Here is a 15,206-nt window from a genome sequence, read left to right on the forward strand (position 1 = left end):
TGAGATTCTCAGTAAAGCCTCTTTACCTCAACCGCGATTGAGGTCGTATCAGTGCCGGCTCCATACCAACCACACGGGGCCGAATCATGAGTTTAGTCGAAGAGGAATCACAAGTGGCCGGTCCGGCGCCGCAGACGGAGATCGACGTGGAGGAGGGGAGCTGGAGCGAGCTCCTTCGGCCGCGCCACCTCGCCGCTACCGTGACGCTGTGCCTTGGCGTCGCGCTTTTTGCCTTCAACGAGTTCTTCGTCTCGACGGCACTGCCGACGGCCGTCGCGGAATTTGGCGGAGCCGCCCTGTTGTCCTGGGCCTTCACGCTTTACCTCGTTTTCGCCATCGTCGGTGGCGCCTTGGCGGCAAGCCTGAAGGTCCGGTTCGGTGCGCGCAACACGCTGATCGTTGCCGCGCTCGTCTTCGCGACGGGCACGGCCATCGCGACGATGGCGAGCAGCATGCCGCAGGTTCTGGCCGGGAGAGTGCTTCAGGGCCTTGGGGAGGGTATCATTGCCGCCCTGTGCTACGCGCTGATACCGGAGCTCTTTCCACAGCGGCTGGTGCCCAAGATCTTCGGCGCAGAAGCGATCGTATGGGCTGCCGCCGCCTTCGGGGGGCCGCTGATATCCGGCCTGCTCACGGAATATTGGTCCTGGCGTGCGGCCTTCTTCGTCAACATACCGGCAGCCGCAATCTTCATAGCGCTCGTCGTCGCAATCCTTCGTCAGCCAAAGCAAGGTCCAAGGGCGGCCGGACCGGTTCCCTTGCTGCGCCTCGTGGCGTTCGGCTTCGGCATAATGCTGATCTCGCTTTCGAATACGGCTGCCGACGGCTACAGGATGTCGGCGCTGCTGGCGGCGGCACTCGCGGTCTTCGTCGCAACCGTTCGCTTCGACCGCCGATCGCCGCAGTCCATCCTCCCCTTCGGCGCGTTTTCGTTCGACCGCCCGCTTGGAACAGGGCTCTGGGTCGTGTTGCTGATGCCTCTGGCACAGGCCTCGGGCTCCGTCTATCTCGTCTACGCGCTGCAACATCTCTGGGGTTTCGGTCCGACCGCCGCCGGCTTCTCGAATGCCCTGATGGCCATATCCTGGAGCCTGACGGCAATCATCGTCGCGAGCCTTCGCTCTCACGAGACGCGCGTACGGCTGGTCTGGACCGGGCCGTTGTTCCTCTGCCTCGGCCTCGGCGGATTGACGCTCGCCGTCGGCTCCGGCGAATACGGCCTCGTCTTCGTCAGCCAGAGCGCCGTCGGAGCCGGTTTCGGCCTTTGCTGGGGAACGCTGAGCCAGCTGCTGATGAACGTCTCAACCATCGAGGAACGCGACAAGACCTCGGCGCTGCTGCCGACGCTGCAATCCGCCGGCTACGCGATCGGCGCGGCCGTTTTCGGAGCGGTCGCCAATGCCGGAGGATTCGACGAAGGTGTCAGCGCTCGGGTGATTTCGACGGCAATGCTGAGCGTTTTCGCGCTCGGCTGCGTTCTCGCCGCCGCGTCGCTCTTCTTCGGGATCAGGACCCTGCGGCTGGCGCGATGCGAGGGCAGGGCAGCCATCCAGTAGCGTTCACCGAGCGGCGGCCGGCGCAAGGCCGGCTTTGAACGGATGCGGGAACAGGCCGGGGCGGCGGCCGAGCAGGGCTTCCTGTTCGGCGGCGCGGCCCTGCGAAGGCGTGACCGTTGCAAGGAGCGCGCCTGCCTGCGAGCGTATCGCGACCTTCAGGGAACCATAATCCGCGTCGCGGCCGATCCTGTCGGCAATGCGCTGGGCGTAATAGAGCGCCGATCCCTCATCGAAGTGAAGGATGCCCTCGTCATCGGTGACACAATCGTCATCCCAATGAAGATCGAAGAAATATAGCTGCATGTCGTTGCCCCAACCATGCGCGTCACGGGTGATCCGTTTCCGCATGTCGGGGCATGGAACCATGCGGCAATGGAACGCAGCCTGAATCGGACATTCAGGCTGCGTTCAGAAGCGTAAATCCGCAATGGTCAGGCTTCGAAGTAGCTCTGCAGCGGACGCACTTCGAGGTTGCCTGCCTTCAGTGCCTTGATGGCGAGTGCCGCGGCCTCGGCGCCGGCCATCGTCGTGTAATAGGGCACCTTCTGCATCAGCGTCGCACGGCGAAGCGATTTCGAGTCGGAGATCGCCTTGTTGCCGTCGGTCGTGTTGATCACGAGCTGGACCTGCCGGTTGCGGATGGCGTCCTCGACATGGGGCCGTCCTTCCAGGACCTTGTTGATCTTGGTTGCCACGATGCCCTGCTCGCCGAGGAAGCGCGCCGTGCCGCCGGTCGCCATGACCTTGAAGCCGATATCGGCGAGAATGCGAATCGCGGGCAGCACCCGTTCCTTATCCTCGTCGCGAACCGAAACGAAAACCGTTCCGTCGCGCGGCAGGTCGACGCCGGCACCGAGCTGCGACTTGGCAAAGGCCAGCGCATAGTCGGTGTCGAGGCCGATGACCTCGCCGGTCGAACGCATTTCCGGGCCAAGCAGCGTATCGACGCCCGGGAAGCGGGCGAAGGGGAACACGGCCTCCTTGACGGCGATATGTTTCAGGTTGCGCGGATCCGGCTTCTTGCCATAGGCGGCGATCGCCTCGTCGAGCATTTCGCCGGCCATGACGCGGGCGGCGATCTTGGCGATCGGCGCGCCGATCGTCTTGGCGACGAAAGGAACGGTGCGTGAAGCGCGCGGGTTCACTTCGAGCACATAGATGGTGCCGTCCTTGATGGCGAACTGCACGTTCATCAGACCGCCGACATTCAGCGCCCTGGCAAGCGCTCCCGTCTGACGCTCCAGCTCGTCGACCATCTCCGTGCCGAGCGAATGCACCGGCAGCGAGCAGGCGGAGTCGCCCGAGTGGATGCCGGCTTCCTCGATATGCTCCATGATGCCCGAAACGAAGACATCCTTGCCGTCGCAAAGGCAATCGACGTCCACTTCGATCGCATTCGTCAGGTAGCTGTCGAAGAGGAGCGGGTTCTTGCCGAGCAAGGTGTTGATCTGGCCGGTCTTGTCGTTCGGATAGCGCTGCTTGATATCTTCAGGAACCAGCCCCGGAACGGTATCGAGCAGATAGCTCTGCAGCATGCTTTCCGAATGGATGATCTGCATGGCGCGACCGCCGAGAACATAGGACGGGCGCACGACCAGCGGGAAGCCGATTTCGCCGGCGACGAGGCGGGCCTGCTCGACGGAGTAGGCAATGCCGTTATTCGGCTGGTTGAGGTCGAGCTTCATCAGGAGCTTTTGGAAGCGATCACGGTCCTCGGCGAGGTCGATCGCGTCCGGCGCGGTGCCGAGGATCGGGATGCCGTTCTTTTCCAGCGCTTCGGCAAGCTTCAGCGGAGTCTGGCCGCCGAACTGGACGATGACGCCGTGCAATGTGCCGTTTTCCTGTTCGGCACGCATGATCTCGATCACGTCCTCTGCCGTCAGGGGCTCGAAATAGAGCCGGTCGGAGGTGTCGTAATCTGTCGAAACCGTCTCCGGGTTGCAGTTGATCATGATCGCTTCGTAGCCGGCGTCCTTCAGTGCGAAGGCGGCATGGCAGCAGCAGTAGTCGAATTCGATGCCCTGGCCGATCCGGTTCGGTCCGCCGCCGAGGATGACGACCTTTTTCCGATCGGAAACCTGCGCCTCCGACCGGGCGGCACCGACGAAAGGCGTCTCGTAGGTCGAATACATGTAGGCGGTCGGCGATGCGAACTCGGCCGCGCAGGTGTCGATGCGCTTGTAGACGGGGCGCACGTTCAGTGCGTTGCGGAGCTCTGCCACTTCTTTCGGACGCTTGCCGGTAAGCGTCGCAAGCCGGGCGTCGGAGAAGCCCATCGCCTTCAGCATGCGCAGGTTCTCGGCGTCGGTGGGCAGGCCATGCTCGCGGATGCGCGCCTCCATGTCTACGATCGCCTTGAACTGGGCAATGAACCAGGGGTCGATCTTGCAGGCTTCATGCACTTCGGCTTCGCTCATGCCGAGACGCAGCGCCTGGGCAACCATGCGCAGGCGGTCCGGCGTCGGCGTGCCGAGCGCAGCGCGGATGGCATTGCGGCCGTCGCCGTTGTCGTCGAAATCGGGAACCTCGATTTCGTCAAGTCCGGTCAGCCCGGTCTCAAGCCCGCGCAGCGCCTTCTGCAGCGATTCGGCGAAGGTCCGGCCGATCGCCATGACTTCGCCCACCGACTTCATTGCGGTCGTGAGCGTCGGCTCGGCGCCCGGGAATTTCTCGAAGGCGAAGCGGGGGATCTTGGTGACGACGTAATCTATCGAGGGTTCGAAGGATGCGGGCGTCGCGCCGCCGGTGATGTCGTTCTCGAGCTCGTCGAGCGTATAGCCGACGGCGAGCTTGGCGGCGATCTTGGCGATCGGGAAGCCGGTGGCCTTCGATGCGAGTGCGGAGGAGCGCGAGACCCGCGGATTCATCTCGATGACGACGAGGCGGCCATTCTCAGGGTTGACGGCGAACTGGACGTTCGAGCCGCCCGTTTCGACGCCGATCTCGCGCAGCACCGCGATCGAGGCGTTGCGCATGATCTGATATTCCTTGTCGGTCAAGGTCAGCGCCGGCGCAACGGTGATCGAATCGCCCGTGTGGACGCCCATCGGATCGATGTTCTCGATCGAGCAGATGATGATGCAGTTGTCCGCGTTGTCGCGGACGACCTCCATTTCATATTCCTTCCAGCCGAGGACCGATTCCTCGATCAGGACTTCCGTCGTCGGCGACGCGTCCAGACCGCTGCCCACGATCTCGAAGAACTCCGAACGGTTATAGGCGATGCCGCCGCCGGTGCCGCCGAGCGTGAAGGACGGTCGGATGATCGCGGGGAGGCCGACATCGTCGAGCGCCTGTGCGGCGATCGCCATGGCATGGTTCACATAGCGCTGCTTGCGATCGCCCTCGCCCAGGTTCCACTGGTTTTCGAGTTCGTCCAGCGCCTTGTCGAGTTCGTCACCGGAAAGCTTCGCCTTGAGGGCCGAGCGCTCCGCCTCGTGTGACTTGCGGTCGTGGTCCTTGATGTCCGTGGCGTTCGCCAGCCGCGACTTGGGCGTCTCCAGGCCGATATGCGCCATGGCCTCGCGGAACAGGGCACGGTCTTCCGCCTTGTCGATCGCCTCGGGCTTCGCACCGATCATCTCGACATTGTAGCGGTCGAGCACGCCCATGCGGCGCAGCGACAGGGCCGTGTTGAGCGCCGTCTGTCCGCCCATGGTCGGCAGCAGGGCGTCCGGGCGTTCCTTGGCGATGATCTTGGCGACGACCTCGGGCGTAATCGGCTCGACATAGGTCGCGTCCGCCAGTCCCGGATCGGTCATGATCGTCGCCGGGTTGGAGTTGACCAGGATGACGCGGTAGCCTTCCTCCTTCAACGCCTTGCACGCCTGGGTGCCGGAGTAGTCGAATTCGCATGCCTGACCAATGACGATCGGCCCCGCGCCGATGATGAGGATCGATTTGATGTCTTGGCGCTTCGGCATGGGCAATCATCCGTTTCTAGCTGCGCGAAAAACCGGCCAGGTTGGGAGGTCACCGGCCGGGTCGCGCATTGATGGTCTTTTCAGGCTAGAAGCGGCTTATAGGCAAATGTTTTCGCCAGCGGAACCCCGAAAATTCGGGAATCGACAAGAAAGCGAAGATATTTGTTCCGCCTCTCGAACCAACGTTCTCCTATGGAATCGCTACTGCTGCGCCACCCGCTCGGCGGACGGGATCACCAATACCTTCACCTCGCCGGCAGCGGCGGGATTTGAAATGACATCAGGCGCCTCATCGAGCGATATGCGCCGTGAAATCAACCGGTCGATCTCGATCGCGCCTGCCGCGACCAGGTCGGCCGCGCGGCGGTGGACGAAGGGATTGATAAAGGAACCAAGCACGCGGAGCTCGCGGAAGAGAATGTCGAACGGTTCGATTTCGACTTTTTCGCCTTGTGGCAGCACGCCGAGGATCACGACCGTACCGCCCGCTTTGGCGAGGCGCGTCGACTGCTTCACCGTTTCCGGTGCTCCGGCGCACTCGATGACGACATCGACCCCTCCGGGGACGAGACCTGCCGGACCCGCGATCGCCTCGATGACGTCGCCGGCCGATGGGTCGACCGATGCGGTGGCGCCGAGATTCTCGGCCAGACGACGCTTCGCTGCCTGGCGTGTCGACAGAATGACCGTCGTGGCGCCGGCGAGCCTCGCGAGCTGCACCGTCAGCAGGCCGATCACGCCGCCGCCCAGGATCGCCACCGTCGAGCCCGCCTTGATGCCCGAAAGATCGACACCGTGCAGGCAGCAGGCGAGAGGCTCGCAGAAAGCGCCGTGCACGGGATCGAGAGTAAGCGGAATTTCGAACGCCTGCTTGCGCGGCACCAGGACGTATTCGGCGAAGCCGCCGTCGCGATGGATGCCGATCGCGCGCAGGTTCCGGCAGAGATTGACCCGGCCCATCTGGCACTGGGGGCAGCGACCGCAGGAGATGTTGGGATCTCCGGTAATCCTCGCACCCGGTGCGATGTCTCGAACGCCGCTCCCCGCTTCAACGACGATGCCGCAGAATTCATGGCCGAGCGTTACCGGCGGCGTCGACGGAAATTCTCCATGAAGAAGATGACGATCGGTCCCGCAGATGCCGCAGGCTTCCACTTTGACGAGCAGATCGTCAGGCCCAGGCACGGGAATCTCGACGTTCCGAACGGAGATATTGCCCACCGACTCCAGACGCACTGCCTTCATCTGTTCCTCCCGTCGCCTGCTTTCCATTGGAGCCGAACACGGCGCGAGCGTCAATCCTGAGGCCCTTGCCCTTTGCGCCGGCAGCTCCGCTCGACAAAACGATGCGTCGCATGCAACCGGGTGACGGCGATTGCGTTTTACAAGGATTGCCGCCCCGGCTTATAAAATCACTCAGCGCGCTAAAGTAGAGGCGACGCCTTCTGGAGGACAGATCATGGAATGGAAGGGCCGCCGCCAGTCCGGAAACATCGAGGATCAACGCGGGGCCGGCCCCCGGGGAGGCGGTCCTTTCGGTCGTGGCGGTGGATTCCGCCTGCCGGGTGGTGGCGGCGGAATGCGTCGCGCCGGCGGCGGCATGAGCTTCGGCACGCTCATCTTCCTCGTCATTCTCTATTTCGTCCTGAAGGCGATGGGCATCGACATGCTCCAGGTGCTCGAGGGTGGGGGCCCGGCGAACATGCCGGGCTTCGAGCAGAGCGACGGTTCGGGGGCGCCGCAGGGCACGGCCGAGGAAGAAGAGATGAAGGCCTTCATGGCCACGGTTCTTGCCGAGACGGAGGACACCTGGAACGGCATCTTCCAGGCAAGCGGCGAGCAATATGAAGAACCGAGGCTGGTGCTGTTCAGCGGCTCGGTCCGCTCGGCCTGCGGCTTTGCCTCGTCCGCCTCGGGTCCTTTCTATTGCCCGGGCGACCGCAAGGTCTATCTCGATATGAGCTTCTTCGACGAGCTGGCCCAGAAATTCGAAGCCTCCGGCGACTTTGCCCAAGCCTATGTGCTTGCGCACGAAGTCGGCCATCATGTCCAGAACCTGATCGGCGTATTGCCCAAATTCAATGAAATGCGGCAGCGCATGAGCGAGGCCGAGGCGAACCAGATGTCGGTCCGGGTCGAACTGCAGGCGGACTGCTTCGCCGGAATCTGGGGCAAATACACCGAGCAGAAGGGGCTGCTGGAGCGTGGCGATCTGGAGGAGGCGCTGAACGCTGCGACCCAGATCGGCGACGACACCCTGCAGAAGCGCATGCAGGGCTATGTCGTCCCGGAAAGTTTCAATCACGGCACGTCCGAGCAGCGGATGCGGTGGTTCCAGCGGGGCTTCGACAGCGGCAAGATGTCGGATTGCGACACCTTCTCCGGCGCTATCTGATCACAATGCCGGACCGGGTTGCCCGGTCCGGCGTTCCTTCGTCATCTCTGCCGCTCGCTGTCCATGTGCACGAGCTGTGCTTCCGGATAACGCGCACCGGCGGCGGCGCCTTTCGGTACGGCGCTTTCGATCTCAGACATGTCGTCAGCATCCAGTCGGACCGCCTGCGCGCCGAGTGCTTCGGCGAGACGGTCCCGCCGGCGCGCACCGACGAGCGGCACGATATCATGACCTTGAGCGGCGACCCAGGCGATGGCGATCTGGGCGACGGTAACGCCTTTGGCCTCGGCGATGCGTCTGAGCGCCTCGACCAAGGCGAGGTTTCGCTCAACATTTCCTTCCTGAAACCGGGGGCTCATCGCTCGAAAGTCGCCGCCCTTTGCGGCATCTTTCTGCCAGTGGCCGCTGATCAGCCCGCGCGACAGCACACCGTAGGCCGTGACGGCGATGCCGAGTTCGCGGCAGACCGGCAGGATCTCGTCCTCGATGCCGCGCGAAACCAGCGAATATTCGATCTGGAGGTCTGAGATCGGGTGAACGGCTGCCGCGCGCCTTATCGTGTCCGCGCCGACTTCGGAGAGACCGATATGGCGCACATAGCCTGCCTTTACCATGTCGGCAATGGCACCGATCGTCTCCTCTATCGGCACGTTCGGATCGAGACGGGAGGGGCGATAGACGTCGATATATTCGACACCAAGGCGCTGCAGCGTATAGGCGAGAAAGTTGCGTACAGCGTTCGGGCGTGCATCGTAACCGAGCCATGCGCCGGCCGGATCCCGCAATGCGCCGAACTTGACGCTCAACTGCACCTGGTCTCGATTGCGTCCCTTCAGCGCCTCGCCGATCAGGATCTCGTTGTGCCCCATGCCGTAAAAGTCGCCGGTGTCGAGCAGGGTGATGCCCGCATCGAGGGCCGCATGAATGGTGGCGATGCTTTCCGCGCGATCGGACGGACCGTACATGCCCGACATTCCCATGCAGCCAAGCCCGATTGCCGAGACATTCGGACCGGAATTCCCGAGCGAAACCATATGCATCTCGTTTCTCCTTTGATGAGGCCGTCCCGCGGCCGCTTGCGTCGATGCATGTTTACTTCGGATGGCAGTGTGCGATAATCACCCACAAGCCAAACGACTTGTTCTGAATTTTGTACAATGCATGATCTGCCGCTTGCCGATCTCGACGCCTTTGCCGCGGTTGCACGGGAGCGCAGCTTTCGTACGGCCGCCCGCAAGCGCGGCGTTTCCGCTTCGGCGCTCAGCGAAGCCCTGCGACGGCTGGAGGCGAGACTCGGCGTCAGATTGCTCAACCGCACGACGCGCAGCGTCACGCCGACGGAAGCGGGCAAGCGCTTGCTCGAGCGGCTGTCGCCGGCGCTCGGGGAGATTGCCGGAGCGCTCGATCAGGTGGCGAGCGAGCGCGGCAGTCCGGCAGGTACATTGCGGTTGAACGTTCCGACCATCGTCGCAAGGGTCATCCTGCCGCCGCTCGTCGGCCGATTCATGAAAGCGCATCCGGCGATCACCTTGGAGGTCACCGCCGAGGATGGCTTCATCGATGTGCTTGCCGCCGGCTTCGATGCCGGCGTGCGCTACGAGGAGCGCGTCGAGAAGGACATGATCGCAATTCCCATCGGTCCGCGCGTGCAGCGCTACATCACAGCGGCCGCTCCGGACTATCTCGCCCGGCACGGCGAACCGCGACATCCGCGCGATCTTCTCGACCACGCGACCATCCGCCACCGATTCCAGAACGGCGTTTCGCTGCCGTGGGAATTTGGCGAGGGAGAAATGGCGATGAATATTGCGCCGCCGCCGGCAGTGCTCGCCAATTCGGTCGACCTCGAGCTCGGCGCGGCCGTCGACGGCCTGGGGGTGATCCGTACCTTCGAGGAGTTCCTGATGCCGCAGATCGAGGCCGGGAGACTGGTTCGCATCCTCGCAGCATGGGAGACCAGCTTTCCCGGGCCGTTCCTTTACTATGCCGGTCGCCGGCACCTGCCGGCGCCCGTGCGCGCCTTCGTGGACTTCCTGAAGTCGGAGCAGCGGCATGCGGGGCAATGATGCACGCGGAGGCTATACGAGCTATCAGCACAACCGATCGATACCATCTTAAACTTTGACATGTTCACGTATTGTTTCGGATCAGGCAAGCCGTTACACCTAATCTGGTAACGTCGTTCACGTTCTGTCTCCGCTCCGGCGGAAAGCGGGGAGGGAGCTTCATGCTCGACAAGAAATTCGTGAGACGCGGCCTGTTCCTGGTCTTCCTCATTCTCTTCCTCGACATCATGGGCATCGCAATCATCGTCCCGGTGTTGCCGACCTATCTGGAGGAGCTGACGGGCGCGGATGTCGGCGAGGCCGCTATCGACGGCGGGTGGCTGTTGCTCGTCTATTCGGCGATGCAATTTCTCTTCGCACCGCTTATCGGGAATCTGAGCGATCGATTCGGGCGTCGGCCGGTCCTGCTCGCCTCCGTGCTGACATTCGCTATCGACAACCTGATCTGTGCGCTTGCGACCAGTTATTGGATGCTCTTCATCGGACGCAGCCTTGCCGGCATCAGCGGCGCGAGCTTCGGCACCGCATCCGCCTACATTGCCGATGTCAGCGACGATGAGAACCGCGCCAAGAATTTCGGGCTGATCGGCATTGCCTTCGGCACCGGTTTTGCGCTCGGCCCGGTCATCGGAGGCTTCCTTGGCGAATTGGGCCCGAGAGTGCCCTTTTATGGTGCTGCAGCGCTCTCCTTCGTCAATTTCATCATGGGGGTCTTTCTCCTGCCGGAAACGCTCGCCCCGGCCAACCGGCGCCGCTTCGAATGGCATCGGGCCAATCCGCTCGGCGCGCTCAAGCAGATGCGGCATTATCCGGGGATCGGCTGGGTAGGCCTCGTCTTCTTCCTCTACTGGCTGGCTCACGCCGTCTACCCGGCCGTCTGGTCCTTCGTTGCTTCCTATCGCTACGGGTGGAGCGAAGGGCAGATCGGACTTTCGCTGGGGATCTTCGGTGTCGGCGGCGCAATCGTGATGGCGCTGGTGCTCCCCCGCGTCGTGCCCGCACTGGGAGAAAGGCGAACGGCAGCGCTCGGACTCACTTTCACAGCCCTCGGGATGGCCGGCTATGCGGCCGCCTGGGAAGGCTGGATGGTCTATGCGGTGATCGTCGCGACGGCGCTCGAAAGCCTCGCCGACCCACCGCTCCGCAGCATAGCCTCCGTCCATGTCCCGCCTTCGGCACAGGGCGAGCTGCAAGGTGCGCTCACCAGCATATCCAGCATCACCACGATCCTCGGGCCTCTGATGTTCACGCAAATTTTCGCCTTCTTCACCGACCCTGCAGCCGCCTATCGCTTTTCCGGCGCCCCCTATGCCCTGGCAGGCTGTTTGATCGTCGCCGCGCTGGTGATTTTCCTTGCCAAGGTCCGCGCCGGCCGGGGAAATGTCATCCAGGATGCCGTTCCGAGCGTGACGGAGGCATAGCGGTCCGTGGCTTCCCTGCCTCCAGATTGATCAATATTCTTGATCGATCGATGAAAAATCGAGCAGTTCGGCCTTTACCGCTGGCGCAAGCCCTGGTGGTGCTCTAATTCGTTCTCTCTTCTTCATTTTGCCCTTTGCCCATTGCCGGTGCAGAGCCAGGATTCCTCATGCTGACCGCGACCAAAGACCTCGTGCTTGCGCAGAGCGACAATTCATGGCCCACGCATTTTCGCGCGAGCCTCTATCTTGGCGTGCCGTTTATCGGCGCCCAGCTGGCCCAGTTGGCAATCAATACGACGGACGTGCTCATGGTCGGCCAGCTGGGCGCCACCCAGCTGGCGTCGATCATCCTCGCGACGCAGGTCTTCTTCACGGTCTTCATATTCGGCAGCGGATTTGCCAATGCGGTGGTCCCCATGGTTGCTCAGGCGCAGGGCCGGGGCGATCAGGTCTCCGTGCGGCGCTCGGTACGCATGGGCATGTGGGTGGTGCTGCTTTACGGCGTGCTGACTGCGCCGGTCCTCTGGATGGCCGAGCCGATCCTTCTCTTTGCCGGGCAGAAACCCGAAGTCGCTGCGCTTGCGGGAGAATATCTGCATATCGCGCAATGGGCGATCTTCCCCAGCCTCATTTTCATGGTCCTCAGGGCATTCTTGAGCGGGCTCGAGCGGGCAGGGGTGATCCTCTACGTGACGCTCGTGACCTTGGTTCTGAATGCCGCGCTTTGCTATGTCCTGATTTTCGGCCATTTCGGTTTTCCGGAGCTGGGCATCTTCGGAGCGGCCGTCGCCGCTCTCGGCGTGGCCCTGCTCGGTGCGGCCCTGACGATAGGCTATATCCGCCGGCAGCCGGAACTGCATCGCTACGAGCTGTTCGTCCGCTTCTGGCGGCCGGATTGGCCCGCTTTCGGAGAGGTGGTCTATCTCGGCATTCCGATCTCCGTGACGATTCTCGCGGAAGTCAGCCTGTTTACCGTGGCTTCGCTGCTCATGGGCACGATCGGAACCATCGAACTGGCTGCCCACGGCATAGCACTCCAGTTCGCGTCCATCGCTTTCATGATCCCGCTTGGGCTGGCGCAGGCCGGAACGGTTCGCATAGGATTGGCCTATGGCAGCGGCGACATGGTAGGCGTGAAGCGTGCCGCAATTGCCGTGCTGACGCTCGGCGTCGGCTTTGCTGCCGTCGGCAGCACGATTTTCGCCCTGTTTCCGCACGAGCTTGCCGGCCTCTACCTCGATACGAGGCGGCCCGATGCAGCCGAGGTTCTCGCCTTTGCAGGACCACTGATCGTCATCGCCGGTGCCTTCCAGCTCGTCGACGGCCTGCAGGCCATTGCCGCCGGCATGCTGCGCGGCCTCAAGGACACGACCATACCGATGATCCTGGCGATGATCGCCTATTGGCCGATCGGCTTTTTCTGCGCCTGGGCTTTTGCCTTTCCGCTGGGTTTCGGCGGCGTCGGCGTCTGGTTCGGCTTCGTCCTCGGTCTTGCGTCTGCGGCGCTGTTGCTCAACTGGCGCTTCTTCCGTCTCCTCCGCAGGGTGAGCGTGGCCCCGGCCGGCTAAGGCCTGTCGAGATCGGATACCCGCGGCGTCTTGTTTGATTTCCTCATTCCTGTGCTTGTCACAGGTATCCAGCCAGAAAGGCAGGGCATGTGCGCAAAGAAAAAGCCGGACGGGCAGGGGAGACCGTCCGGCTTGTAGAAGCGATCGCATCAGGGGAAGAATGGGATCGCTTGTGAAACTTCCGGCGAGAAGTTTCCTGGAGGCATTGGTTTCAACTGTGGCGAGCCACGATATTAGAATTCGTCATTTGCGCCTGCGTCTATCGGCCAGCGGCAACAGCACGGTCGCGCGGTCACGGTCCTCGTCTCGCAGCGCATGGATCGTCGCAACGACCATCGCGAAGAACATCGCCATCGAAAATAGAGCAAGTCCCATGGCCGTCTCCTTTCGTGGTTTTAAACGGCAGGTACTGAAAAAAGTTCCCGTCGACTTGGCTCCACACTAAGACTTGCGGTGTGAAACCCTCTTGAACGTTGCGTTCATCTAGCATTCACCATTTTGCCGACGATGTTTCCGGGGGAACAGGAAGCAAGGATCGTACAACCCTTGCGGTCCGCGGCCGTCCGTGACAAAAGGCTTCACCAAACGGAAACAGGCGCGATGACCACGGCTTTCTATCCCGGCTCCTTCGATCCGATCACCAACGGGCATCTCGATGTACTCGTCCAGGCATTGAACGTCGCAGCTAAGGTCATCGTCGCGATCGGAGTTCATCCCGGTAAGGCGCCGCTTTTCACTTTCGACGAAAGGGCGGATCTCATCCGGGCCGCGCTTGAGGAGACGCTGCCGGAGAGGGCAGCCGACATCTCCGTCGTCTCTTTCGACAATCTCGTGGTCGATGCCGCCCGCAAGCACGGCGCAAGGCTGCTGGTCCGGGGGCTCCGCGATGGAACGGACCTGGACTACGAGATGCAGATGGCGGGCATGAACCGGCAGATGGCCCCTGACATTCAGACCCTGTTCCTGCCGGCAGGTACCGCCTCGCGGCCCATTACGGCCACATTGGTTCGGCAGATCGCGGCTATGGGCGGTGACGTCAGCGCTTTCGTCCCCGGGGCGGTTCACCAGGCGCTGCAGGCAAAGCGCAAATAAAGCTTTACATCACGCAAGGAGTCCCAATGAAGATTCTCCAATTCGCTTTTGCCGGAGCCTTGGCGCTCGCAACCTTCACGGGAGGTGCGCTGGCGCAGTCCGGCGAAAACATTCTGACGGTTCAGCTCAAGGATGGTCCGGTGGTCATCGAACTGCGTCCGGATATCGCCCCGAAGCACGTCCAGCAGATCAAGGAACTGGCCGCGGCGGGCGAATATGACAATGTCGCCTTTCATCGCGTCATCAAGGGCTTCATGGCCCAGACCGGCGACGTCGAGTTCGGCGACGTGAAGGACGGCTACCAGCCCGATCGCGCTGGAACCGGCGGCTCGTCCAAGCCCAACCTTCCGGCCGAGTTCTCCGACGTTCCCTTCGAGCGCGGCACGGTCGGTATGGCCCGCGCCCAGGATCCAAACAGTGCCAACTCGCAGTTCTTCATCATGTTCGCACCGGGCGATTTCCTCAACGGCCAGTACACGGTCGTCGGCAAGGTGGTCGAAGGCATGGAGAATGTCGACAAGATCAAGCTCGGCGATGACGCCAATAATGGTGCCGTCGCCGATCCAGATCGCATGATCAGCGTTAAGGTCGGCAGGTAAGACTGAAACAGAAGGAGAAGAATCATGGCCGAGATCAAGGATCCGGAAAATACGATCATCATGGAAACCACAAAGGGCAGGGTGGTGATCGAGCTGCGGCCGGACGTGGCTCCGGGCCATGTCGCCCGCATCAAGGAACTGACGCGTGAAGGCGCCTATGACGGGGTGGTCTTTCACCGCGTGATCGAGGATTTCATGGCCCAGACCGGTGACGTGCAATACGGCAAGACCGGCGGCGAGCAATTCAACCCGTCCCGCGCGGGCATGGGCGGTTCCTCGAAGCCGGATCTGAAGGCCGAATTCTCCGACGTTTCACATGTGCGCGGAACGTGCTCCATGGCGCGCAGCCAGATGCCGAACTCGGCCAATTCCCAGTTCTTCATCTGCTTCACCGACGCTCCCTGGCTCAACAAGCAGTATTCGGTCTGGGGCCAGGTCGTCGAAGGAATGGAGAATATCGACAACATCAAGCGCGGCGAACCGGTCCGCGATCCGGATACCATCGTTTCGATGCGGGTTGCCGCCGACGCCTGATCTGCGCTACTGCATGTTGCCTTGGATCGTCATCGATCCAAGGACGGAACAT

At 62.5% G+C, this 15,206-nt stretch carries 13 protein-coding genes; 8 read left to right on the plus strand and 5 right to left on the minus strand.

What is annotated here, in order from left to right:
- Positions 1 to 113 precede the first annotated feature (113 nt).
- Positions 114 to 1,556, plus strand: a complete 1,443-nt coding sequence (locus tag AC5J09_RS20075) for an MFS transporter (protein ID WP_494298927.1) — start codon at positions 114 to 116, stop codon at positions 1,554 to 1,556.
- 3 nt (positions 1,557 to 1,559) lie between these two features.
- On the opposite strand, the gene AC5J09_RS20080 is transcribed toward AC5J09_RS20075, so the two are convergent.
- From AC5J09_RS20080 to AC5J09_RS20090, 3 genes are all read right to left on the minus strand, one after another.
- Positions 1,560 to 1,904: a DUF6894 family protein gene (locus AC5J09_RS20080; protein WP_494298326.1), complete on the minus strand. Its 345-nt coding sequence runs from the start codon at positions 1,902 to 1,904 to the stop codon at positions 1,560 to 1,562.
- An 83-nt stretch (positions 1,905 to 1,987) separates the two neighbouring features.
- Positions 1,988 to 5,479 carry a carbamoyl-phosphate synthase large subunit gene (gene carB, locus AC5J09_RS20085; RefSeq protein ID WP_494298327.1) on the minus strand — a complete coding sequence of 1,164 codons (3,492 nt, stop codon included), beginning with the start codon at positions 5,477 to 5,479 and terminating at the stop codon, positions 1,988 to 1,990.
- Positions 5,480 to 5,680: 201 nt separating this feature from the next.
- A complete protein-coding gene (locus AC5J09_RS20090) occupies positions 5,681 to 6,724 on the minus strand; it encodes a zinc-dependent alcohol dehydrogenase family protein (protein ID WP_494298328.1) in 1,044 nt (347 codons plus the stop codon).
- 214 nt (positions 6,725 to 6,938) lie between these two features.
- Here AC5J09_RS20090 and ypfJ point away from each other — a divergent pair, with 214 nt between their 5' ends.
- The gene (gene ypfJ, locus AC5J09_RS20095; protein ID WP_018097684.1) at positions 6,939 to 7,874 is read left to right on the plus strand and encodes a KPN_02809 family neutral zinc metallopeptidase; all 936 of its coding nucleotides are present in this window, start codon (positions 6,939 to 6,941) and stop codon (positions 7,872 to 7,874) included.
- A 41-nt stretch (positions 7,875 to 7,915) separates the two neighbouring features.
- On the opposite strand, the gene AC5J09_RS20100 is transcribed toward ypfJ, so the two are convergent.
- Positions 7,916 to 8,914, minus strand: coding sequence for an aldo/keto reductase (locus AC5J09_RS20100; protein WP_494298329.1), 999 nt, complete (start codon positions 8,912 to 8,914; stop codon positions 7,916 to 7,918).
- 117 nt (positions 8,915 to 9,031) lie between these two features.
- Here AC5J09_RS20100 and AC5J09_RS20105 point away from each other — a divergent pair, with 117 nt between their 5' ends.
- The 3 genes from AC5J09_RS20105 (at position 9,032) to AC5J09_RS20115 (ending at position 12,929) form a co-directional block, all read left to right on the plus strand.
- The gene (locus AC5J09_RS20105) at positions 9,032 to 9,940 is read left to right on the plus strand and encodes a LysR family transcriptional regulator (RefSeq protein ID WP_100673993.1); all 909 of its coding nucleotides are present in this window, start codon (positions 9,032 to 9,034) and stop codon (positions 9,938 to 9,940) included.
- 161 nt (positions 9,941 to 10,101) lie between these two features.
- Complete coding sequence (locus AC5J09_RS20110; RefSeq protein ID WP_494298330.1) at positions 10,102 to 11,361, plus strand: TCR/Tet family MFS transporter; 1,260 nt, start codon at positions 10,102 to 10,104, stop codon at positions 11,359 to 11,361.
- A 167-nt stretch (positions 11,362 to 11,528) separates the two neighbouring features.
- A complete protein-coding gene (locus AC5J09_RS20115; protein WP_494298331.1) occupies positions 11,529 to 12,929 on the plus strand; it encodes an MATE family efflux transporter in 1,401 nt (466 codons plus the stop codon).
- Positions 12,930 to 13,172: 243 nt separating this feature from the next.
- Here the strand turns inward: AC5J09_RS20115 and AC5J09_RS20120 are convergent, their stop codons facing one another.
- A complete protein-coding gene (locus AC5J09_RS20120) occupies positions 13,173 to 13,304 on the minus strand; it encodes a hypothetical protein (protein WP_003529597.1) in 132 nt (43 codons plus the stop codon).
- Between the two features lie 225 nt (positions 13,305 to 13,529).
- Here AC5J09_RS20120 and coaD point away from each other — a divergent pair, with 225 nt between their 5' ends.
- Genes coaD through AC5J09_RS20135 form a run of 3 tightly spaced genes read left to right on the plus strand, consistent with a single transcriptional unit; the run spans position 13,530 to position 15,154 of the window.
- Positions 13,530 to 14,021, plus strand: coding sequence for a pantetheine-phosphate adenylyltransferase (gene coaD / locus AC5J09_RS20125; RefSeq protein WP_018097678.1), 492 nt, complete (start codon positions 13,530 to 13,532; stop codon positions 14,019 to 14,021).
- Positions 14,022 to 14,047: 26 nt separating this feature from the next.
- Positions 14,048 to 14,620, plus strand: coding sequence for a peptidylprolyl isomerase (locus AC5J09_RS20130; protein WP_018097677.1), 573 nt, complete (start codon positions 14,048 to 14,050; stop codon positions 14,618 to 14,620).
- A 24-nt stretch (positions 14,621 to 14,644) separates the two neighbouring features.
- On the plus strand, positions 14,645 to 15,154 hold the full coding sequence (locus AC5J09_RS20135) for a peptidylprolyl isomerase (RefSeq protein WP_003529604.1): 510 nt from the start codon (positions 14,645 to 14,647) through the stop codon (positions 15,152 to 15,154).
- Positions 15,155 to 15,206 lie beyond the last annotated feature (52 nt).

The organism is Sinorhizobium sp. (assembly GCF_059070375.1).

What these genes read in the sequence shown, in the direction of transcription:
- AC5J09_RS20080 (WP_494298326.1), bottom strand. Translation starts at nt 1,904, where the DNA reads ATGCGGAAACGGATCACCCGTGACGCGCATGGTTGGGGCAACGACATG.
- carB (WP_494298327.1), bottom strand. Translation starts at nt 5,479, where the DNA reads ATGCCGAAGCGCCAAGACATCAAATCGATCCTCATCATCGGCGCGGGG.
- AC5J09_RS20090 (WP_494298328.1), bottom strand. Translation starts at nt 6,724, where the DNA reads ATGAAGGCAGTGCGTCTGGAGTCGGTGGGCAATATCTCCGTTCGGAAC.
- ypfJ (WP_018097684.1), top strand. Translation starts at nt 6,939, where the DNA reads ATGGAATGGAAGGGCCGCCGCCAGTCCGGAAACATCGAGGATCAACGC.
- AC5J09_RS20100 (WP_494298329.1), bottom strand. Translation starts at nt 8,914, where the DNA reads ATGCATATGGTTTCGCTCGGGAATTCCGGTCCGAATGTCTCGGCAATC.
- AC5J09_RS20105 (WP_100673993.1), top strand. Translation starts at nt 9,032, where the DNA reads ATGCATGATCTGCCGCTTGCCGATCTCGACGCCTTTGCCGCGGTTGCA.
- AC5J09_RS20110 (WP_494298330.1), top strand. Translation starts at nt 10,102, where the DNA reads ATGCTCGACAAGAAATTCGTGAGACGCGGCCTGTTCCTGGTCTTCCTC.
- AC5J09_RS20115 (WP_494298331.1), top strand. Translation starts at nt 11,529, where the DNA reads ATGCTGACCGCGACCAAAGACCTCGTGCTTGCGCAGAGCGACAATTCA.
- AC5J09_RS20120 (WP_003529597.1), bottom strand. Translation starts at nt 13,304, where the DNA reads ATGGGACTTGCTCTATTTTCGATGGCGATGTTCTTCGCGATGGTCGTT.
- coaD (WP_018097678.1), top strand. Translation starts at nt 13,530, where the DNA reads ATGACCACGGCTTTCTATCCCGGCTCCTTCGATCCGATCACCAACGGG.
- AC5J09_RS20130 (WP_018097677.1), top strand. Translation starts at nt 14,048, where the DNA reads ATGAAGATTCTCCAATTCGCTTTTGCCGGAGCCTTGGCGCTCGCAACC.
- AC5J09_RS20135 (WP_003529604.1), top strand. Translation starts at nt 14,645, where the DNA reads ATGGCCGAGATCAAGGATCCGGAAAATACGATCATCATGGAAACCACA.